The following is a 20,252-nucleotide window of genomic DNA, read 5'->3' as shown; positions in this document are numbered from 1 at the left end:
ACGAGCGCGCAGCACACCGATGGCCCGAGGTCCGACTGGTCGAGATACGGGCCCACCGAAGGGGCTGAGCAGAGCGCGCCGAAGGATCGCCGCTAGTTACTCCTCCATCCTACTGGTAGGCCTGAATCAGAATGCACCTACGACACCCCTGACGGGTCCGTGAGTGCGAGAAACGGACCGGCGACGAGTCCGGTCTGCCTCCCGAACGTCTCCGGGACGCTCAGCCGTTCTCCGCCCGCTCGCCGCGGGCGGTCTCGCCGTCGGCCCTTCCGCCCCTGGGCGTAACGGCCCTCCAAGCCCTCCGAAGTCCCCCGAGTCCTTCGAGCCCTGCCGGACCCTCCGTCGTCAGTTCCCGGCGCTGCGGGCGGTGACGAACGTCGCGAAGTGACGTGCCACCTCGTCGGGATGCGATATCGGCGACCAGTGCCGCGCGTCGAACGAGGTGGTCGTGAGGTCGCGCACCCACCGCGGGGCTTCGGCGTTCACCACCGGCCGGACCGCGCGATCACCGGAGGCCACCAGCAGCTGCACCGGCACCTCGATCGGACGCGGGTGCGGATCACGCATTCTGGGGCGGATGTTGGCCCGGTAGAGCTTCAGGTTGTTGAGCATGTCCGGCAGCAGCGTCGGCGCCGGGCGGACCCGATCGGCATCCAGTTCGTCGAAGAATGCCAGGAACTTCGGCCAGCGGCGGGACAGCAGCCGCAGCACCGGCTCGGCCATCCCGGGAATCTGGAAAGCGATCGTGTAGGCGGAGGCGATCCCCTGTTCCACGGTGCCCCGCAGACGCGCGAGTGAGAACGGTCCGCGCAGGTACGCGCCGAGGAAATCGAGATTCGGTCCGGACAGCGCGGTGAAGGAGGCGATCCGGTCGCGGGCCCGCGGATCCGCGACGACCTCCCAGCCGAGCACCGATCCCCAGTCGTGCCCGAGGATGTGCGCCCGTTGCCCCGGCGCGACGGCGTCGAGAACCGCGAACACGTCGGCGGCGAGTTCTTCGATGCGGTAGTCCGCGACCGCGGCGGGCGCGCTGCTGGCGCCCGCGCCCCGATTGTCGAAGGCGATGACACGGAAGCCGGCGGGCAGCCGGGAGGCCACCTCGTCCCACAGCAGATGGGTGTCCGGCCAGCCGTGGATCAGCAGGACCGGCACCCCCGCGGGATCGCCGCACTCGAATACGGCGAGTTCGACGCCGTCGCGTCGCACGCTCGCGCGCGCGGTGAAGACGCTGTCGGTAACTGTTACGGCCATCGGCTCCAGCTCTCCCTGAAGGGTTCCACGTGAAACCTGCGTCACACCCGCAGGTCACGGTTTACCGTAACACCGAGTACTAGTAATTCGGAGCCCATTCTCCTCCCGGCATCTGCCGATCAGCCGTAGGTGTCGCGCGGACCGCGGCCCTTGATGTGCCGCTCCCCCTTGCGCCAACTCGGCGCGGCCGGACCGGTGATCTTGAGCTGCCGCACCACGCCGGGCCCCACCGCGGCGGCGATCTTCGCCAGGATCTGCGGTTGCAGCATGCGCAGCTGGGTCGCCCACGCGGTCGATTCGGCGGCGATGCCGAGTACGCCGTCCTGCAGCGAAACCGGGGTGGCGTGCGAGGCGATGTCGTCGCCGACCACTCCGGCCCAGCGGCCGAACACCGTGCCCTCGGCGACCTTGCCGTCCCATCCGCGGCTCTTGGCGATGCGGGTGGCCAACTGGGAGAGCAACTGGGGATCGCGGTCGTCGGGGCGGGCGCCGGACCAGCCGCTACGCCTGCCGCCGCGGGCGCGCAGTTTGCGCACCGGGGAGGCTCGGCCCTGGCCCACCGACTTGCCGCTCGCCCGGGCGGCCGCCCTCGCCTCTTCCAGAGCGCGACGGGCCAGATCGATACCGCGTAGCGGCTCCTGTCCCGGCTCTTCGCTCATGGTTTCCTCTCCCGCCTTTCATTCCCAGTTCTACACCGGCGCCCTGACGCATCCGGCGTGTCAGCGGACCGTGTCGGCCACGCCACACCGGCCCGACCTGCACATTCCACAGCTGTCCAAAAGTTGTCCACAGGGCCTGTGGACAACCTGTCGACAACTGCCCCGGAAACCGGCGTCGAGCAAACTTTACGCTGCTCGGAGGCGGTCGGGCGGTACGGTCACGAGTCGGTCACCGGACCGACATACCCCCAGGAAAACGCCTCGACCGGGCATAACGGGCCGGTTGTGGACACCCCTCGGGAGAGCCCGCCGGCCCATTCCCAGCAATCGATGCGCCAGCCTGTGGATAACTATGACGATTCTGTGTACATCTTCGATTTCGCCTGGTCATCCGGCGGGCCGGAGACGATGTACGAGGTGCGCGCCGACGCCTGCCCACGGGTCTCCACCCGGATCGGGGTTGCCTCGAGTTCGGCCGGCACATCTTCGGGCACCGCGGCGGTGATCAACACCTGCTCGGCCCCGGCCGCCACCGCCGCCAGCGCCGCCCGTCGTCGCCGGTCCAGTTCGGCGAACACATCGTCGAGCAGCAGCACCGGTTCGGCCGCGGTGGCCCGCAGCAGTTCGAAGGAAGCCAGCCGCAGGGCCAGCGCGAACGACCAGGATTCGCCGTGGCTGGCGAATCCCTTGGCGGGCGCATCGCCGAGCATCAGTTCGAGATCGTCACGGTGCGGGCCGACCAGGCAGACACCGCGCTCGAGTTCCTTGCGCCTCGCCGCCGCCAGTTCGCGCAGCACGATCGCGGTCAACTCGGTCTCGTCGGCATCCGTCGGCGTCCGCGCCGGATCCTGGAATTCCACAGGCAGGTACCCGCTGCGATAGGCGATGGACGCCGGGCGCGATTCCGGCGCGAGCGAGCGGTAGGCCGCGGCGAGGTAGGGATGCAGATCGTGCACCAGGCGCAAGCGCTGCCCCAACAGCACCCCGGCGTGCTGCGCCAGATGACCGTCCCACACGTCCAGAGTGCTCAGATCGGCCGAGGACCGGTGTCGGCCCGCCGATTTCAGCAGCGCCGAGCGCTGCCGCAGCACCCGGTCGTAGTCCGAGCGCACCCCGGCCAGCCTGGGGAGCCGGGCTGTGCACAACTCGTCGAGGAACCGCCTGCGCTCACCCGGATCGCCGCGCACCAGCGACAGGTCTTCCGGCGCGAACAGCACGGTGTGCAGAATCCCCAGGATCTCCCGAGTCCGCCGCACGGGTGAGCGATTGATCTGCGCCCGGTTGGCCGCCCCCTGCCTCAGCTCGACGTCGATACGCAGCTCACGGCCGGAATTGACGACATTGGCCCCCACCCTGGCCTGCTGAGCGCCCGCCCTGATCAAGGGGGCGTCGGAAGCGACCCGGTGGGAACCGAGGGTGGCCAGATACCCGACCGCCTCGAGCAGATTCGTCTTGCCGTTGCCGTTCGCCCCAAGGAACACCGTGCGGCCTGTGGACAACTCCAGCTCGGCGTGTTCCCAGGACCGGAAATCGCGCAGCGACAATGCCCGGACGAACATCGGCTACCGCGCCCGCGACGATCGGCGCGGCGATCCCCGATCAGCCACGAGTGCGATCAGCCCGGCAGCCGCACGGGCATCAACAGGTAGGTGTAGGAGCCGGTCAGCGCCGCGAACGACCCGGATTCGAGGATCTGCGGCTCGTCCTCACTCGCGGGCAGCAGCACGGCGGGCCTGCTTGGTGTTGTGAACCCGAAGCTCACCCGGTCCGAATGCAACGCGGACAGCCCGTCGACGAGATAGCCGGGGTTGAACGCGATGGTGAGCGGCTCGCCACGGAAGTCGGCGGACAGCCATTCCTCGGCACGGCCCGCGTCATCCCCACCCGCCGACAGCAACAGGCCCTCTGTGGAGAACTCCAGACGCACCTGTGCACCGCGCTCGGCGACCAGCGCGACACGCTTGATCGCCTCGGTCAGCGCCGCGACCTCCAGGGTCGCCACCGAGGTGTGCTCCTTGGGGAGCAACTGGCGGAACTTGGGGAATTCCGCGTCGAGCAGCCGGGTGGTGGTGCGACGGCCGGCGTTGACGATGCCGAGCAGGCCGTCCGCGCCCGCGCCGGAGCCGAGCGAGAGCTGGACCGGCGCATCGGAGGCGCCGAGGGTCTTGGCGGCTTCGGACAGGGTGCGGGCCGGGATCAGGACCGCGGTCTCGATGTCGGCGCGGGCGGGCTGCCATTCGATGTGGCGCACCGCGAGCCGGAAGCGGTCGGTGGCCGCGAGCACGACCTGCGAGCCCTCGATCTCCACCCGGATACCGGTGAGCATCGGCAGCGTGTCGTCACGACCGGCCGCCACGGCGACCTGGCCGACGGCCTCGGCGAAGACATCCACACTCAATTCGCCGGTCTGCTGGGGAACTTCGGGAAGCTGTGGATAATCCTCGACCGGCATGGTCGGCAGCGAGAACTTCGCACTGCCGCAGCTGATCAGCACGCGCGTGCCGTCGACCGAGACATCCACCGGCTTGTTCGACAGCGCCTTGGTGATGTCGGCGAGCAGCCGGCCCGAAACCAGGACCTCTCCCGGCCCGGCGACCTCGGCGGCCACCCGCATCTGCGCGGATACCTCGTAGTCGAATCCGGAGACGGTCAAACCGCTCTCGTCGGCGACCAGCAGCACGCCACCGAGCACCGGGACGGGCGGCCGGGACGGCAGGCTGCGCGCGACCCACGCGACGGACTCGGCGAAGTCCTCTCGGGCAACTCGAAACTTCATGCTCGAAAGCTCCATCGCCCGATGTGTCCTCTCCCGGTTGTCGTGTGGATGGTTCGCGACTCGATAGTGCCGACGCCGCCCCCGCGGCGGTGCGGCCGCTGCCGCTCTCGCGACATCGCAAGGGTGACAGACCTAGAACCGTACCCGCGTGCGACGGCTGAACCTAGTCCGGGCTGCCGTCCGCGCGTGCCGTGTCCGCGTACCCGCCGAGCCGGTCCGTGCCCGTCCTTGCCTTGTGGAGGCGACCGGCTCGGCTGCCGAGCGCTCCGGCGAACTTTTCCACACACCCTGTTTTCAAGAGACATCTTCTAGAAGAAGAACTGAAGTAGTAATAGGGCCTGTGGAATCTGTGGATTCAACACATCTGCGCAGGTCACAGCGCGTGGTGGGATGTGGATGGATGTTGAGTGACCGGTGGATGAACTGTGCGTGGCTGTGGAGAGTCCAGATCCATCCCACGTCTATCCACTGCTCATCCTCGAGTTGTTCCACCGTTTCGGGGCACTTGTGCACACTGTGCACCGACTCGAGGACAACCGGTGGATTCCTCGAGGATTCCACAGGGATTCCTCGAGGAATCCACAAGCGCCCACAGCCGTGTGGGCAGGTCAGCCCCTGTGCACGAAATCGCCTGTGGAAACTGTGGACAACCGCCTGTGCACGAAGGCGCCGCACCGCCTGTGGACAGCCTCGAGGACAACCTGTGGATTCCTCGAGGATTCCACAGGGATTCCTCGAGGAATCCACAGGGCAAAAAAATGCACCGCCCCTGGTCAGAGGCGGTGCACAGGCTGGGGATGGATTCAGCGCGAGCGCTGCTTGATCCGGGCTGTGAGTTCTTGCACCTGGTCGTAGACGCGACGGCGTTCGGTCATCTCCTTGCGGACCTTCTTCTCCGCGTACATGACCGTCGTGTGGTCGCGGCCGAAGGCCTGTCCGATCTTCGGCAGCGACAGGTCGGTGAGCTCGCGGCACAGATACATCGCGATCTGGCGGGCCTGGGCGAGCGGCCGCGCCTTGCCCGGCCCGGTCAGCTCGTCGAGTGTGGTGTTGAAGTACTCCGCGGTGACCGCCATGATCGTGGCCGCGTTGATCTCGAGCGCCGCGGTGTCGGGCATCAGGTCGCGCAGCACCACCTCGGCCAGCGAGATGTCCAGCGGCTGGCCGTTGAGCGAGGCGAAAGCCGTCACCCGGATCAGCGCGCCCTCGAGTTCGCGGATATTGCGCTCGACCCGGCTGGCGATCAGTTCGAGCACGTCGTGCGGCACGTCGAGCCGGTCCATCCGCGCCTTCTTGCGCAGGATCGCGATGCGTGTCTCGAGCTCGGGCGGCTGCACATCGGTGATCAGGCCCCACTCGAACCGGGTCCGCAGCCGCTCTTCCAGGGTGGCCAACTGCTTGGGCGGGCGATCGGAGGAGACGACGATCTGCTTGTTGGCATTGTGCAGAGTGTTGAAGGTGTGGAAGAACTCCTCCTGGATGCCTTCCTTGCCCTCGATGAACTGGATGTCGTCGACCAGCAGGATGTCGGTCTCGCGATAGCGGCGCTTGAACGCCACCTTGCGGTCGTCGCGCAGGCTGTTGATGAAGTCGTTGGTGAACTCTTCGGTGGAGACGTACTTGACCCGCATCCCCGGGAACAGCCGCTGGGCGTAATGGCCTGCGGCGTGCAGGAGGTGGGTCTTGCCCAGACCGGAAGCGCCCCAGACGAACAGCGGGTTGTAGGCCCGTGCGGGAGCTTCGGCGATGGCCACCGCCGCCGCGTGCGCGAAGCGGTTCGAGGCGCCGATGACGAACGTCTCGAAGGTGTACTTGGCGTTGAGGCTGGCGCCGGAGCTCGACGGCGCGGCGGACGGCTCCTGATTCTTGGCGAAGTAGGTGGGCCAGGACTCGCGGATGCTCACGACGGGCTCGTCGTCGCGCTCGGTGTGCGGGCCGTCGGCGCCGGGCTCGCGGACATCGTGCTCGGCGCTCGGCTCGCGCAGCGGGATGCGACCGGGGCCGGGCTCGGGAGAGAACAACGATTCCTGTCCGGGCGGTGTGCTGTCGCGCCGCGCCGGCGTCGGCAGCTCGGGCCGTCCGTCGGCTGTGTCCTCCGTCGGCTCGGCGTAGCCGGGGTCGCCGAATCCGCCGGGGGGAATTCGGAAGGACGTGGTCGGGAAGTCGGAGGCCGGGTACTCGGGTTCGGGCGTGTAGGGGGCCGCGGGCGCGTAGTCCACAGATCCCGGATAGTTGTCCGGAAGTGGATAGTCGTTCGAAAACGGCTCGGAGACCGGATAGCCGGAGTCTCCGCCCGGCTCGGTGGTCCGGCCGTAGTGCGTCGGGGGCTCGGTGGAGCGCGGTGTATCCGGCCCGGCGTATCCGCCCGAGGTGCGCGCCGGGCGGGGCTGCTCGGGACGGCTGGTCATCCGCGCGTGGCGGGCGCCGGGGGCAGGGCGATCGGCGGCCGGGTTGACGGGCGCGGCGATCCGCACGCCGAGACCTTCGACCTGGGGGCCGAGCATGCGGCCGAGGGAACGCAGGATGGGTTCGCGCAGGTCCCGTTCGATGGCCTCCTGGGCCAGCGAGGACGGCACCGACAACAGGGCGAAACCCTGCGCGACGGTGATCGGCTTGACGAGCTTGAGCCAGGCCTGCTGTGCTCTGGTGACCGCGGGGATGGTTCCGTCGGCGGATCCGGCGGTGAGCTCGGCGATCACCTCGGGCCAGACGGTGGCCAGCACGTTCTGCTCGTCGTCCATGCAGTTTCCTCCCCGGAAGTAGGTCGATTGGAGCAGACCGCCGGGGCGCGTGAGCGGTGGCGGGAAAATGGGCTATTCTGTGATCCCGCCTACGTTCCCGGCTACCTTCCCGGCCGGTTCGCCGGCCGCCGGGTCCAACGTCGCCCGGTGGGACGAATATGCCACTCCAGGGGTCTTTCCACACAATTATCCACAGATGTGGAAAACCCTGGGGAAATGTGGAATGCCCGTGGAACGGGCCGAGGCGCGCTGTGGACCTGCGGTTCTGCGGCAACACTGTAGCAATCCCGGTGGTCATGGCCCCCTGACCGGCCGGACATGTGTGCACATGCTCACGCCCCCGCGCCCCCGGGAGCGGGGGCGACCGCGATGTACCAGGTAGCGGCCGGTGCGACGGCCGGGGGCCGGGTTTGACCCGATCTGGGGCTGTCAGTACTCTCTTACAGTCACCCCTTGGTGCGGTGGCGGTCTCGTGCTGACCGCGTCTGGTCGAGTGCAACGGACCGCGTCCGGTCGCAAACGACCACGGTGCGCCAGGGACGTATCACCGAACAACTTCGGGTGTCGAACGACGCCCACCTACTCGAGGAGTGTTGACCGTGGCCAAGGGCAAGCGGACGTTCCAGCCGAACAACCGTCGTCGGGCGCGCGTTCACGGCTTCCGTCTCCGGATGCGTACCCGTGCGGGTCGCGCCATCGTCTCGGCGCGTCGCCGTAAGGGCCGCGCTTCCCTCACTGCCTGATCCTCGCCCTCGGACGCTCGGGTGTTGCCTGAGCCGTATCGGTTGCATCATCGTGCCGACTTCTCCCGGACGGTGCGCCGCGGCCAGCGAATCGGGAGGCGAGATCTCGTCGTTCACGCGTTCGTGCACAGCTACGACTGGGCGCGGGCGGATGGGACACAGAGGGACGACGGACTCGCGGACGCGACAATTTCTCGCGACCCGGTAACGACCGGGTCGCTCGTCCGCGTCGGTGGGCCGAGGTTCGGATTGATCGTCAGCAAGGCGGTGGGCTCCGCGGTGGTTCGACACCGGGTAGCCCGCCGCCTGCGTCATATGTGCGCCACGATCGTCGACGAGCTGCCGGCCGACACCGACGTCGTCATCCGTGCGCTGCCCGGCGCGGCCACCGCCGATCAGGCGGAACTGGCGCGTCAGGTGCGCAGCGGACTGCGCAAGCTCGGACTCACCTCCGGTTCGGCCGGCGCGCCCGCCGGACGTCCCCGGGTCCCGGCCGGCGCGCGGTCGCGAGCGGACCACCGCTCGTGAAGTCCGCCGCTGCCGCCCTCACCCGGCTGCCTGCCCGGGCGCTGATCTTTCTGATCGAGCTGTATCGGACCTACGTCTCCCCCACCCGGATGCCGGTGTGCCGGTTCACGCCGACCTGTAGCGAGTACGCGGTGACCGCCTTACGCACCCGCGGCTTCGTCGTCGGCCTCGGACTGGCAGCCGTGCGACTGCTCAAATGCGCACCCTGGCACCCTGGTGGGTGGGACCCCGTTCCGGAGCGCCGCCCGCGCGGCCGGAACGCGGCAGCCGCCGACGCGCCGTCGGCGCCACATGCTTGTAAAGGTTCGCCGCACGCGGTGACGAACGACGGGAGTGCATAGAGCCGTGCTCGACTTCATCTATTGGCCGGTGTCCTGGATCTTGTGGTTCTGGCACCGTGTGTTCGGGTTCGCGTTGGGCGCGGACAACGGTTTCGCCTGGGCACTGTCGGTGGTGTTCCTGGTGTTCACCTTGCGAGTGCTGCTCTACAAACCGTTCGTCAAACAGGTGCGCACCACCAAGCAGATGCAGGAGCTGCAGCCCCAGATCAAGGAGCTGCAGAAGAAATACAAGAACGATCGCCAGAAGATGGCGACCGAGATGCAGAAGCTCCAGAAGGAGCACGGCTTCAACCCGCTGATGGGCTGCCTGCCGGTGCTGGCGCAGGTGCCGGTGTTCCTCGGCCTGTTCCATGTCCTTCGTTCGTTCAACCGCACCGGGCACGGCATCGGGCAGCTCGGACTGTCCCCCGAGCTGAACGCGTCGCTGTCGAACTACGCCTTCAGCCCGGCGGATGTGCAGTCGTTCCTGAGCGCGCGGATCTTCGGCGCCCCGCTGGCCGCGCACATCATCGCCCCGGCCGGGGAATTGCAGGCCTTCGCCGAGTACGGCGGGGTGCCGACCAAGCTCACCATCGCGCTCGTCGCTGTTCCGTTGATGATCATCGCGGGCGTCGCCACCCACTTCAACGCACGCGCTTCGGTCGCGCGGCAGTCCCCGGACGCCGCCGCCAACCCGCAGGCGGCGCTGATGAACAAGCTCGCGCTGTACGTCTTCCCGCTCGGCGTGCTCGTCGGTGGCCCGTTCCTGATGATCGGCATCCTGCTCTACTGGGTGTCCAACAACATCTGGACCTATGGACAGCAGCACCTGGTGTTCGGTCGCATGGCCAAGGAGGAAGAGGCCAAGAAGCAGGCCAAGCTCGAACAGCGCGCGCAGAACGCTCCCAAGCCCGGGGCCAAGCCGGTCAATATCAAGAAGAAGCCGGCCACCGCGGTCCCCGACTCCGAAGAGTCGGGAGCGTCCGGGGAAGCCGGATCGGGTAATGCTTCCACCAACGGCACCCCGTCGGCCAACGGCACCACACCGCGACCTGCCAAGGCAGGCGGAGCGCGCAAGACGGGCGGGCAGAAGCGCAACCCCAACCGGGGCAGGCCCAACCAGAAGCGCCGCCGCTGACCGCCACAGCCACCCGTGAGATTGAGGAAAACGACATGACTGTTGAAACCGACGGAGTGAACGCCGACACCGACGATCTCGTCAGCGATGCCGAGGAAGCCCTGATCGAAGAGGGCGAACTCGCCGGTGACTATCTCGAGCAGCTGCTCGACGTGCTGGACTTCGACGGCGACATCGATCTCGATGTCGAGGGCGACCGCGCGGTCGTCAGTATCGACGGCGGCCGGGATCTGTCCAAGCTGGTGGGCCGTAACGGTGAGGTGCTCGACGCGCTGCAGGAACTCACCCGGCTGGCCGTCCAGCAGGTCACCGGTGTGCGCAGCCGCCTCATGCTGGATGTGGCGGGCTGGCGCGCCAAGCGCCGCTCCGAACTGAGTGCGCTGGGCACCGAAGCGGCCAAGCGGGTGGCCGCCTCCGGTGAGCCGGAAGCCCTCGCGCCGATGACCCCGTTCGAGCGCAAGATCGTGCACGACGCGGTCGCTGCCGTCGAGGGCGTCAGCAGCGAGAGCGAGGGCGTCGAGCCCAACCGGCACATCGTGGTGGTGCCCGCCTGACGCGGTGACGGACGCGGGTTTCCCACAGCGGGACCGCTGGTGATTGGATAGGCCTCTGGTCTTCGGACCGGGGGCCTTCTCCATCTCATGCACGCCCCGGCGCGGTGCTTTCCCCGGCTGCCTCGGACTCGAGCACGGAAGGACGTTTCACGTGGAACCAGATCTCGGTGGAAGCGCCGAGCGATCCGAATCGGACGCGCCGCCCGCCGCGGCCGCACTGGTCTTCGGCGACCGGCTCGACATCGCGCGCCGCTACTACGACGCGCTCGCGACCGACGGGGTGCAGCGCGGCCTGATCGGGCCCAGGGAAGTGCCACGGCTGTGGGAACGGCACATCCTCAACTGCGCGGTGATCACCGAACTCATCCCGGAAGGGGTGAGCGTCGTGGACGTCGGAAGCGGCGCGGGTCTGCCCGGCATCCCGCTCGCCATCGCCCGTCCGGATCTGCGTATCACTCTGGTCGAGCCACTGCTCCGCCGGACGGTGTTCCTCAGCGAGTTCATCGAGCAGGCGGGTCTCGGTATCACCGTCGTGCGCGGCCGGGCCGAACACTCGGGCGTCACGAAGGAAGCCGGCGGCGCCGACGTGGTCACCTCGCGTGCCGTCGCGCCGCTTGCCAAGCTCGCCCATTGGTCGCTGCCGCTGTTGCGCGACCACGGCCGGATGCTCGCACTCAAAGGGGCGAGCGCCGCCGAGGAACTCGAACGTGACCGGGACGAACTCACCCGCCTCGGCGCGGGCAAGTTCGAGGTGCTCGAGTGTGGTGTCGGCATCGTCGATCCGCCGACCGTCGTCCTGAGTGCGGAACTCCTCCCCCGCGGCGAACGTCCGTCGCGTCACCGTGAGAAGAGCTCCCGACGTAGGGAGGGCGGGGACAAGCATCGCGACACAGTTGTCGACAAGGTGCGCCGCCGGGCTGGGAAGCCCGCGCGCGGCGGTGATTGAGCCGATGCCGTCGGCCCGCGCTTCTCGTGACGCCCCCGTGGTCCGGTGACCGCGGGGGCGTTGCTTTCGGCTGTGTTGCGGCGGCAGAGACGTCGGCATGTTTCATGTGAAACATGCCGACAGCGGCTCGGCCGTGAGATGAGCGGAACGGGCGCGCCTCCAGCCGGCAGTGGGCGCAGCAGATGCAGAGGGCCGCTGAGTGAAGAGCAGAAGCAGCGATTCGGTCGGGACGCGATCGACATCGCCGCCGACTACGGCCGGGCGTACGCCGCGGGCCTGCCGGTGGACAGCGACGAGGTGCGCGCCGCCGCGATTGGGTATCCGCGGGCTACGGCAGCGGGAGGTTCTGGCCATCACGCCGGCCATCACGGGGCAGAGGGCGCTGTCCATGGCGGGGCTGTCATGTCCGTGGGGCATATGGCGCCAGTAGGTGACGAGGTAGCGGTAATTGCGGTTAGGGCGCGGCGGGCGACTGTGGACGCAGGCCGGTTACCACGTACCCGGTCGGTTGGCACCTGGGCATTCCGGGAGAAGGCGATTTGAGCCGACGCGGTCGGGCATCGGGGCGCCAGTTCGGAGCACAGCGCCTGCACCGGTTTGGAATCCGCAACCGAGCGCGACGGGCACCCGCGGTCGCCGCGTGTCGAGCATGCGTGAGCGCGGATCGGCCCGGGCTGCTCCGCCTGTAGCCGGCGCCAGGCGTCGGGCGTCGGGCTCGGTCCGCTGGCCGCGGAGTCGCCGGCTCGGCGTCGAGAGACAGTTAGCGGCACAGCAGCGCGCAGCCGCGGACGTCAAAGGTGATATCGCGGATCGGTCGGTCCCGTTGGCCGTCCGGTCTCCATCAGCTCGCAGCGGCGCAGTATCGCCATCACCGCATAGGTCTGAGGCGCAGGGGCACAGCCACCGACCGCGGCCACCGACCGCAGCCACCGATCGCAGCCACCGACCGCGGCCACCGACCGCAGCCACCGACCGCGGCCACCGACCGCAGCCACCGACCGCAGCCACCGACCGCAGCCACCGACCGCAGCCACCGCGCCGCCTTCGAACGCGGCCTCCAAGGACTGAGCGAGCGGTCCCCGGACCCACCGGAGATGCGGTGCGGGCTCCGTGCGAACGCGAGAGCGTCGAAAATGCCGACGCGCCGCGTTTCACGTGAAACGAATCGCCGATCTTTCTCGGGTCCGATGCGTTGCACCGCGATTCAACTTTCCTCACGCGCCCGGTGCTGGCAAAGTATGGGGCGTCGGGCGTGAGCAGAGGTGCCACGGAGTGATTCGGGTGTGCGGGGCGTTTTTCCGCCCGGCTGATCGGGTGCCATCACCCGGTTCGCGCATCGGATTCGAGCCGACACACAGCAGTTGAGGCACGGCGACGACACCCGGTCTGTCGCGCGCGGTCTGTAGTTCTCGGGTTAGGAGCTGTCTATGTCGAGCGGTCCGGCGAATGTTTCACGGGAAACAACGTCGCGTGTGCCGGGGATGCTGGACTCCAGCAACGTCGATGCGGACGCATTCGGTAGCACGCCCTTCGGGCACATCTCCCCCAATGAGACCCCGATCGCGGCCGAGGCCCAGCGAGCCAGCCGGATGTTACATCCAGGAAAGGTGGACGTGCCGAAACCTCGCGAGCAACGAATCATCACCATCGCCAACCAGAAGGGTGGCGTGGGTAAGACGACGACCGCGGTGAATCTCGCGGCGGCGTTGGCTCATCAGGGCATGAAGGTGCTCGTGATCGATCTCGATCCGCAGGGCAATGCGAGCACCGCGCTGGGTATCCCCCATCACTCCGGCGTGCCCTCCAGTTATGAACTCCTCATCGGCGAGGTCAGTGTCCAGGACGCCATCCAGGTGAGCCCGCACAGCGAGCGTCTCTTGTGCATTCCGGCCACGATCGATCTGGCCGGCGCGGAGATCGAACTGGTGTCGATGGTCGCCCGCGAAGGCCGCCTGAAAGCCGCCATCCAGGAAGCGAATATCGCCGGGTACGACATCGACTACGTGATGATCGACTGCCCGCCGTCGCTGGGCCTGCTGACCGTCAATGCGATGGTCGCGGCCAAGGAAGTCCTCATCCCGATCCAGTGCGAGTACTACGCGCTGGAGGGAGTGGGGCAGCTGATCCGCAATATCAGTCTCGTACAAGCACATCTGAATCCGCAGCTGCATGTCTCCACGGTGATCCTCACGATGTACGACGGGCGCACCAAGCTGGCCGACCAGGTCGCCGAAGAGGTGCGTGGTCACTTCGGTGATGTGGTGCTGCGCTCGGTGATCCCGCGCAGCGTCAAAGTCTCCGAGGCGCCGGGCTACGGAATGACCGTGCTCGATTATGATCCAGGCTCCCGGGGCGCGATGAGTTATCTCGATGCCGGACGTGAGATCGCGCAGCGGGCGATGGCACGTCAGCTGGCGAGCGGCGCGGAGTGATCCGCATCGGTACGACACGGTGTGATGGCGGACTAGCGAAGGGATCGGTGAGCCGATGAGTCAGGCGAAGAAGGGTGGACTCGGGCGCGGTCTGGCCGCGTTGATTCCGACGGGTCCGGAGACGGTCCCCGGCGGGCTCGGAACCATTCCCGCCGGGACCGGGACAATCCCGAACGGGACTGCTCCGGCCCGGCCCGCCCCCGCCCGGCCGGCCTCCAACGGCGCCGTCACCAAGGGCGGCGCCGCCAAAGGACTGGGCGCCACTCCGAACGGCCTGGGCGTGGCGGCGGCCAACGTCATCATCGGTCTCGATCCCGCCGACGTGCAGGCGGCGTCGCCGTTGCCGGAGAACGTCGACAGAAATGCCGACGGAGATCTCGTGCTATCCGGCGGTGCGGTCTACCGCGAGATTCCGCCGGAGCAGATCGAACCGAATCCCAAGCAGCCACGCCAGGTTTTCGAAGACGAGGCGCTGGCCGAATTGGTCCATTCCATTCGTGAATTCGGTCTGATGCAGCCGATCGTGGTCCGCCGGGTGGAGCCGGGCGTCGACCGCTTCCAGCTCGTCATGGGTGAGCGACGGTGGCGCGCGTGCCAGGAAGCCGGGCTGGAGACCATCCCCTCGATCGTCCGGGAGACCGCCGACGATTCGATGTTGCGCGACGCGCTGCTGGAGAACATCCATCGTGTGCAACTCAACCCGCTCGAAGAGGCGGCGGCATACCAGCAGCTGCTCGAAGAGTTCGGTGTCACCCACGAGGAACTGGCGACCCGCATCGGCCGGTCGCGTCCGGTGGTCACCAATATGATCCGGCTGCTGAAGCTGCCGATCCCGGTGCAGCGGCGCGTGGCGGCCGGTGTGCTGTCGGCCGGCCATGCGCGAGCGTTGCTCGGATTGGAAGGCGGCTCCGACGCGCAGGAGGCGATGGCGGCTCGGATCGTCGCCGAGGGCATGTCGGTGCGTGCCACCGAGGAAGCGGTCACGCTGGCCAATCGCGATCCCGATGCCGCGCCCGCTCCCCCGGCCCCCAAGCGCAAGCCGATCCACATGCCCGGTCTGCAGGACGTCGCCGAGCGGCTGTCGAATTCTTTCGACACCCGTGTCACGGTCAGCCTCGGCAAGCGCAAGGGCAAGATCGTGGTCGAGTTCGGCTCGGTGGAGGATCTCGAACGGATCGTGTCGCTCATGCAGCAACAGCAGGAACTCCAGCTGTGACCGGAGTGACGAAATCAGGCCCGAAAAGCCGATGACTCCGCCCCCAGCGCCGAAACGTCACTGTGACGGCGCTGGGGGCGGGGCCGAATCTTGACCGACAACAGCACAGAGACGTGGAATGAGGCAGGTTCTAAGATGATCTGTGATGCGGCGTGAGCGTGGATGAATCCGACAGCTGGAGGCTGAACAGAGCGGTGTCGACCAGCGTCACAGCACTGACCCTCGACGGGTTGGACAAACTTCCCACACACGCCAGGCGATGTGTGTTCTGGGAGATCGATCCCGCCGTCGCCGCGGACTCCCACAGCTTCAGCGATCCGGTCTTCGAGAAGGAAGCCTGGCTCTCGACCGTCATGCTGGAGTGGGGCTCCTGCGGCCAGGTCGCGGATCTCGCGGGCAAGCCCGCGGGGTGCGCGCTGTATTCACCGCCGACCACCGTGCCGCGCGCCGGCCTTTTCCCCACCTCGCCGGTGAGCCCGGACGCCATCCTGCTGACCACGCTGTACACCGAACCCGGCTATGGCGATGACGACGTCGCCCATCGCCTGCTGCAGGCCGTGGTGGCCGATCTGGTGCGCCGCGGCGTGCGCGCGCTGGAGGCTTTCGGGCTGCGATCGTCTCCGACCTCCGAACCGCTCTCGGACCGGCTGGCGGGTTCGATGCGGTTGATGGAGCGGATCGGCACGCCGATCCGGGAGAAGCCCTCCTCCCCCGCCGGGTGTTCCCCGGAGACGTGCATGATCGACGCGGACCTGCTGGAGGGTTTCGGGTTCGAGGTCGTCGCCGCACACCACCGCTTCCCGCGGCTGCGGCTGGAGCTCGATTCCGACCACGGTTGGAAGGAAGACGTCGAGCGCGCACTCGACCAGTTGCTGGCTGCTGCCTCGATGGCCGTACCGACCCGTGCGGGTGCCCACTGACGGCAGTGCGCACAAACGAAAAGTCCCCGCTCGAGAACGATTCGGCGGGGACTTCTTCGTCGATGCGAAGGCTCAGGTGCGGTCTGCGGCCGCGAGCTCCTCGGCCAGCAACTCCGCGAAGGTGTAGGTGCCGGTGGGCTGGTCGTCCTGGCCGAGCAGGTACAGCCGCTTGACCGAGATCAGGATGGCCTCGGCGATCACATCGCGCATCCGCGGGTTGGTGAGCACGGATGCGTCGTATTCGTTGGTCAGGTAACCGATGTCGACCTGCACGGTCGGCATCTTCGTCAGCCGCAGCAGATCCCAGGTGCGCGAGTGGGTCCGGCAGTCCTGCAGCGAGGTTCGCGCGACCACCTCCCGCTGGATGAAACCGGCGAGCACCTGCCCGATCATCGACACCGAGCCGTGCGAATTACCGAAATGGAAACTGGCCACGCCGTTGGCCGACGGGCTCATATTCGTCGCGCAGCGCAGCGAGATCATCAGATCGGCGTCGAAAGCGTTCGACGTCTCGGCCCGCTCGGCATCGGTGGGATTGGCACCCCACGGCCGGGACAAGAAGGTCTCCATGCCGGTGGCGGCCATCCGGCCTTCCAGCCTGCTGGCCAGATCCCAGAGAATCTCCGACTCGTAGACATCGCCGAATTCCGATGGCACGGCAACACCTTTGTCGGGACCGCCGAGGCCGGGATCGATGACGATGCGCTTGCCGGTCAGCTGCGGTCCGGCGCGGTGCACGACCTCTTCCTCGGCGATGCGATGCGGATTGCCGCCGGTGACCCGGGCACCGAGCAGGTCCAGCGAGCGCAATGTGTCCGGACCGCAGATGCCGTCGGCCGACAGGCCGATCTCACGCTGGAACGCGGTGAGCGCGTCGTGGGTCTGCGGGCCGAAATAGCCGTCGACCCGGTGTACATAGAAACCGAGATCCTGCAGCCTGCGCTGCAGAGTGGCCACGTCGTCGCCGTAGAGCGGCGCGGACAGTTGATAGATCAGCGTCCGCGCGCCCAGACGATAGGAGGCCTCCTTGAGCGCCCGGTAGGTCGCCGGGCCGACCACGCCGTCGACCAGCAGTCCGCGATGCTGCTGGAACGCGCGGACCGCGGAGTCGAGGTGGTGGTCGAAGGAGGCCGCGGTGTCCTTCCAGTACTCCGGCGCCTCGGAAGCCGGTGCGACTCCCGATGTCGGCGAGCCCCCGGAGTGCGCGTGCAGGAAGCCGAGACTTGCCAGGGTGTTCCGGACCTCAGCTACGGCGGGTCCGGTATCCCCGTGACGAAGTCGGTGCATGCGTAAGAGCCCTTTCCTTCCGTCCCACCGGGATACCCACCCGTGTGATGGCGCACACCACCCACACGATGCGGAACACGCCTCGATTGTCGCAGACCTGGCTCCGAATTCGGCAATTACCCGGGTGCAGGCATCCTACGGCGCGTCGGCAGTGCCCGCGTCGAATGCCACCGGTTCACGACGTCAGAGAACGTCGCCCAGTTCGCGCAGCAGGGCGGCCTTGCCCTTGGCTCCGACGATCTGCTTGACCGGCTTACCGCCGCGGAACAGCATCATAGTGGGCAGCGAAAGGACCTGATAATCCCGTGCGGTACCCGGGTTGGCGTCTACGTCGAGCTTGGCAATGGTCAGCTTGTCCGCGTGTGCGCCCGCGATCTCCTCGAGTACGGGGGCGACCATCTTGCACGGACCGCACCAGGTGGCCCAGAAGTCGACCAGCACCGGCTTCTCACTCAGCAGCACCTTGTCGGCGAAAGTCGCGTCGGTGACGGTGACCGTCTTGCCGTTCTCGGCCATGGAAACTCCTCGTGTCTTTCTTCGGCGAACGAGATCAGTTGGCGTGCACCGCGACCGGCTCACCGGCGGTGTCGTCGGACGTACCGGTGACGCCCTGATCGGCCAGCCAGCGCTCGGCGTCGATCGCGGCGCGGCAGCCGGTGCCCGCGGCGGTGATGGCCTGGCGGTAGGTGTGGTCGACCAGATCGCCCGCGGCGAAGACGCCCGGGATCGCGGTGGCGGTGGTGGGGTGCTGGACCAGCACGTAGCCCTCGTCGTCGAGTTCGACCTGGCCGCGGACGAGTTCGCTGCGCGGATCGTGGCCGATCGCGACGAACAGGCCGGTCGCGGCCAGTTCGGAGGTCTCCCCGGTGCGGGTGTCGCGCAGGACCAGCGAGGTCACCGCGGTATCGCCCTTGACCTCGGCGATCTCGGCGTTCAGCACGAACTCGATCTTCTCGTTCGCCTTGGCGCGGTCGAGCATGATGCGCGAGGCGCGGAACTCTTCGCGGCGGTGCACGACGGTGACCTTGGAAGCGAACTTGGTGAGGAAGATGGCCTCCTCCATCGCGGAGTCGCCGCCGCCGACCACGACGATGTCCTGGCCGCGGAAGAAGAAGCCGTCACAGGTGGCACAGGCGCTCACGCCGCGGCCGAGCAGCCGCTCCTCGCCGGGAACGCCCAGGTAGCGGGCGGCCGAACCCATTGCCAGGATGACGGCCTTGGCCAGGTAGGTCACCTCGCCGACGGTGACCTTCTTCACCGGTCCGGTGAGATCGAGAGCGTCGACGTCCTCGGTGCGGATGTCGGCGCCGAATCGCTTGGCCTGCTCGCGCATCTCCTCCATGAGATCGGGACCCATGATGCCCTCGCGGAAGCCGGGGAAGTTCTCGACCTCGGTGGTGGTCATCAGCGCGCCGCCGAATTGGGTGCCCTCGAACAGCAACGGCTGCAGATCGGCACGGGCCGCGTAGACGGCGGCGGTGTAGCCGGCGGGGCCGGAGCCGACGATGATCAGGTCGTGAACTGGCGTGCTCATGACACCCTTCCGAAAGATCTGGCGGGGGAACGTGATGGTCAACAACAGCCTAAACGCTGTTGTTCCCGGCCCGGCCGCTCCGTTGCGCCGGTCACGCCGGGTCCGGCCGACGCCGGTGCAGCTCAGCCGATATCGGTGATGTCGAGCACCTGGGGGTCGTCGGCGCCGCAGCCGGGGCCCACCACCAGCGCGGTGATCTTCGGCGCTCGTGGCCCGGCCAGCAGGATCAACACCGCTTCCGAACCCCGGTAGGTGAGGTTCATCGAGCCCAATACGGGACGGTCCAGACCGGCGGCCCGGACGCAGCTCTCCAGCGCGGCCGTATCCCCCAGCGGCCCGTCGACCTCGTAACGGCCGAGCGCGGCCAGCGCAGCGGTCGCATCGAGTGCGTCGCCGGGTGCGGTCGGCTGGGCGGTAGGTGTGGGCTGGGCGATCGGGGGTGCACCGTCGCCGTTGTCGGAGCTGCGCAGGCCGATCCCCACGCCGGCGCCTGCCAGGACGGCGAGCGCGGCGGCCGCCGCCGCGATCCAGCGCACGGCGGGACGCCCGCGTGGGCGGAGCGGGGTCGGGGCGGTGAGCCGCTCGGTCGGTCCGTCGGGCGGAGCCGTCCGCAGACCGGCCACCGAGGTGGCCGCGCCGTTCCCGAGGGGGTATGCCGAACGTGCGCCGTCGAGCCGTTCGGTGGGCTCCTCGCCCGGTCCGTCGCCGTGGCCGTGAGTTTCGATGGGGCGGTGGCCGTCGAGGGGCCGGTGATCGTCGAGGGGCCGGTGACCGTCGAGATCGCCGCCGGCGTCGAGGTCGTCCAGGAAGGCGGTCAGCCGGTCGGCGACATCGGCGGGCATCGGATGCACGATCCGGTCCTCGGCGCCCAGGCCGCGCACCCGCGCCGTGACGTCGTCGAGGTCGCGCAGGTATCTCGCGGCGTCCGCGTCGGCACGGACCACCGGCCACAACCGCGCGGCGAGGTCGGGGTCGATGTTGTCGGCGTGCAGGTCGGCGAGCAGCTCCGCTGAGAAGGGAGGCTGCGGTACAGACCGGGTCGCCATCGCACCTCCGTCTTTCCCACTCGACATCTGTGTCCCGTCGCCTTCGACACGATCACCGGCCGGCACGGACACTGTCGCTGTTGTCCGGGTGCGGCCTCGGTGAGGTCGCGTTGTGATCATCGCCGTTCGGCTCTTCACTGTTAATGACGCGCCACGATTAC

General features: G+C 68.1%; 18 protein-coding genes. 9 read left to right on the top strand and 9 right to left on the bottom strand.

Annotated elements, in window-relative coordinates:
- Positions 1–345: 345 nt before the first annotated feature.
- The 5 genes from ON26_RS27160 to dnaA form a co-directional block, all read right to left on the bottom strand.
- On the bottom strand, positions 346–1,251 hold the full coding sequence (locus ON26_RS27160) for an alpha/beta fold hydrolase (protein WP_051027701.1): 906 nt from the start codon (positions 1,249–1,251) through the stop codon (positions 346–348).
- 119 nt (positions 1,252–1,370) lie between these two features.
- Complete coding sequence (locus ON26_RS27155; RefSeq protein WP_040800352.1) at positions 1,371–1,910, bottom strand: DUF721 family protein; 540 nt, start codon at positions 1,908–1,910, stop codon at positions 1,371–1,373.
- Between the two features lie 350 nt (positions 1,911–2,260).
- Positions 2,261–3,469: a DNA replication/repair protein RecF gene (recF, locus tag ON26_RS27150; RefSeq protein WP_040800349.1), complete on the bottom strand. Its 1,209-nt coding sequence runs from the start codon at positions 3,467–3,469 to the stop codon at positions 2,261–2,263.
- A 56-nt stretch (positions 3,470–3,525) separates the two neighbouring features.
- Positions 3,526–4,701, bottom strand: a complete 1,176-nt coding sequence (dnaN, locus tag ON26_RS27145; RefSeq protein WP_040800346.1) for a DNA polymerase III subunit beta — start codon at positions 4,699–4,701, stop codon at positions 3,526–3,528.
- Between the two features lie 788 nt (positions 4,702–5,489).
- Positions 5,490–7,427, bottom strand: coding sequence for a chromosomal replication initiator protein DnaA (gene dnaA, locus ON26_RS27140; RefSeq protein WP_040800343.1), 1,938 nt, complete (start codon positions 7,425–7,427; stop codon positions 5,490–5,492).
- Positions 7,428–8,026: 599 nt separating this feature from the next.
- Here dnaA and rpmH point away from each other — a divergent pair.
- From rpmH to ON26_RS27100, 9 genes are all read left to right on the top strand, one after another.
- Positions 8,027–8,170: a 50S ribosomal protein L34 gene (gene rpmH, locus ON26_RS32640; protein WP_006550910.1), complete on the top strand. Its 144-nt coding sequence runs from the start codon at positions 8,027–8,029 to the stop codon at positions 8,168–8,170.
- A 21-nt stretch (positions 8,171–8,191) separates the two neighbouring features.
- Positions 8,192–8,698 (top strand): ribonuclease P protein component, encoded by a 507-nt coding sequence (rnpA, locus tag ON26_RS27135; RefSeq protein ID WP_083884385.1) that lies wholly within the window; start codon positions 8,192–8,194, stop codon positions 8,696–8,698.
- Positions 8,695–9,039, top strand: coding sequence for a membrane protein insertion efficiency factor YidD (yidD, locus tag ON26_RS32635; RefSeq protein ID WP_083884384.1), 345 nt, complete (start codon positions 8,695–8,697; stop codon positions 9,037–9,039). Before rnpA ends, yidD begins: the two co-directional genes overlap by 4 nt.
- Before the next feature lie 4 nt (positions 9,040–9,043).
- A complete protein-coding gene (yidC, locus tag ON26_RS27130; protein WP_040800341.1) occupies positions 9,044–10,156 on the top strand; it encodes a membrane protein insertase YidC in 1,113 nt (370 codons plus the stop codon).
- Positions 10,157–10,191: 35 nt separating this feature from the next.
- Entirely contained in the window at positions 10,192–10,710 is a 519-nt protein-coding gene (locus ON26_RS27125; RefSeq protein WP_040800338.1) for a Jag family protein, read from the top strand.
- A gap of 151 nt (positions 10,711–10,861) precedes the next feature.
- Positions 10,862–11,656 carry a 16S rRNA (guanine(527)-N(7))-methyltransferase RsmG gene (rsmG, locus tag ON26_RS27120; RefSeq protein ID WP_040800335.1) on the top strand — a complete coding sequence of 265 codons (795 nt, stop codon included), beginning with the start codon at positions 10,862–10,864 and terminating at the stop codon, positions 11,654–11,656.
- Positions 11,657–13,137: 1,481 nt separating this feature from the next.
- A complete protein-coding gene (locus ON26_RS27110; protein WP_373280967.1) occupies positions 13,138–14,088 on the top strand; it encodes a ParA family protein in 951 nt (316 codons plus the stop codon).
- Positions 14,089–14,143: 55 nt separating this feature from the next.
- Positions 14,144–15,304: a ParB/RepB/Spo0J family partition protein gene (locus tag ON26_RS27105; RefSeq protein ID WP_040800326.1), complete on the top strand. Its 1,161-nt coding sequence runs from the start codon at positions 14,144–14,146 to the stop codon at positions 15,302–15,304.
- Between the two features lie 194 nt (positions 15,305–15,498).
- Positions 15,499–16,224, top strand: coding sequence for a GNAT family N-acetyltransferase (locus ON26_RS27100; RefSeq protein WP_040800323.1), 726 nt, complete (start codon positions 15,499–15,501; stop codon positions 16,222–16,224).
- Positions 16,225–16,296: 72 nt separating this feature from the next.
- Here the strand turns inward: ON26_RS27100 and ON26_RS27095 are convergent, their stop codons facing one another.
- The 4 genes from ON26_RS27095 to ON26_RS31865 all read right to left on the bottom strand — a co-directional run bounded on the left by ON26_RS27095 (position 16,297) and on the right by ON26_RS31865 (position 20,091).
- On the bottom strand, positions 16,297–17,511 hold the full coding sequence (locus ON26_RS27095) for an N-acetylmuramoyl-L-alanine amidase (RefSeq protein WP_040800320.1): 1,215 nt from the start codon (positions 17,509–17,511) through the stop codon (positions 16,297–16,299).
- Between the two features lie 183 nt (positions 17,512–17,694).
- Positions 17,695–18,027: a thioredoxin gene (trxA, locus tag ON26_RS27090; protein ID WP_040800317.1), complete on the bottom strand. Its 333-nt coding sequence runs from the start codon at positions 18,025–18,027 to the stop codon at positions 17,695–17,697.
- 34 nt (positions 18,028–18,061) lie between these two features.
- The gene (gene trxB / locus ON26_RS27085; RefSeq protein WP_040800314.1) at positions 18,062–19,045 is read right to left on the bottom strand and encodes a thioredoxin-disulfide reductase; all 984 of its coding nucleotides are present in this window, start codon (positions 19,043–19,045) and stop codon (positions 18,062–18,064) included.
- 122 nt (positions 19,046–19,167) lie between these two features.
- Complete coding sequence (locus tag ON26_RS31865; RefSeq protein WP_051027699.1) at positions 19,168–20,091, bottom strand: RsmA family anti-sigma factor; 924 nt, start codon at positions 20,089–20,091, stop codon at positions 19,168–19,170.
- Between the last annotated feature and the right edge of the window lie 161 nt (positions 20,092–20,252).

This window comes from Nocardia higoensis NBRC 100133 (genome assembly GCF_000308595.1).
Lineage (GTDB): Bacteria > Actinomycetota > Actinomycetes > Mycobacteriales > Mycobacteriaceae > Nocardia > Nocardia higoensis.
This window is presented reverse-complemented; position numbering and strand designations above follow the sequence as displayed.

What these genes read in the sequence shown, in the direction of transcription:
- ON26_RS27125 (WP_040800338.1), top strand. Translation starts at nt 10,192, where the DNA reads ATGACTGTTGAAACCGACGGAGTGAACGCCGACACCGACGATCTCGTC.
- ON26_RS27095 (WP_040800320.1), bottom strand. Translation starts at nt 17,511, where the DNA reads ATGCACCGACTTCGTCACGGGGATACCGGACCCGCCGTAGCTGAGGTC.
- dnaN (WP_040800346.1), bottom strand. Translation starts at nt 4,701, where the DNA reads ATGGAGCTTTCGAGCATGAAGTTTCGAGTTGCCCGAGAGGACTTCGCC.
- ON26_RS27110 (WP_373280967.1), top strand. Translation starts at nt 13,138, where the DNA reads ATGCTGGACTCCAGCAACGTCGATGCGGACGCATTCGGTAGCACGCCC.
- recF (WP_040800349.1), bottom strand. Translation starts at nt 3,469, where the DNA reads ATGTTCGTCCGGGCATTGTCGCTGCGCGATTTCCGGTCCTGGGAACAC.
- trxB (WP_040800314.1), bottom strand. Translation starts at nt 19,045, where the DNA reads ATGAGCACGCCAGTTCACGACCTGATCATCGTCGGCTCCGGCCCCGCC.
- ON26_RS31865 (WP_051027699.1), bottom strand. Translation starts at nt 20,091, where the DNA reads ATGGCGACCCGGTCTGTACCGCAGCCTCCCTTCTCAGCGGAGCTGCTC.
- ON26_RS27155 (WP_040800352.1), bottom strand. Translation starts at nt 1,910, where the DNA reads ATGAGCGAAGAGCCGGGACAGGAGCCGCTACGCGGTATCGATCTGGCC.
- ON26_RS27160 (WP_051027701.1), bottom strand. Translation starts at nt 1,251, where the DNA reads ATGGCCGTAACAGTTACCGACAGCGTCTTCACCGCGCGCGCGAGCGTG.
- trxA (WP_040800317.1), bottom strand. Translation starts at nt 18,027, where the DNA reads ATGGCCGAGAACGGCAAGACGGTCACCGTCACCGACGCGACTTTCGCC.
- ON26_RS27105 (WP_040800326.1), top strand. Translation starts at nt 14,144, where the DNA reads ATGAGTCAGGCGAAGAAGGGTGGACTCGGGCGCGGTCTGGCCGCGTTG.
- dnaA (WP_040800343.1), bottom strand. Translation starts at nt 7,427, where the DNA reads ATGGACGACGAGCAGAACGTGCTGGCCACCGTCTGGCCCGAGGTGATC.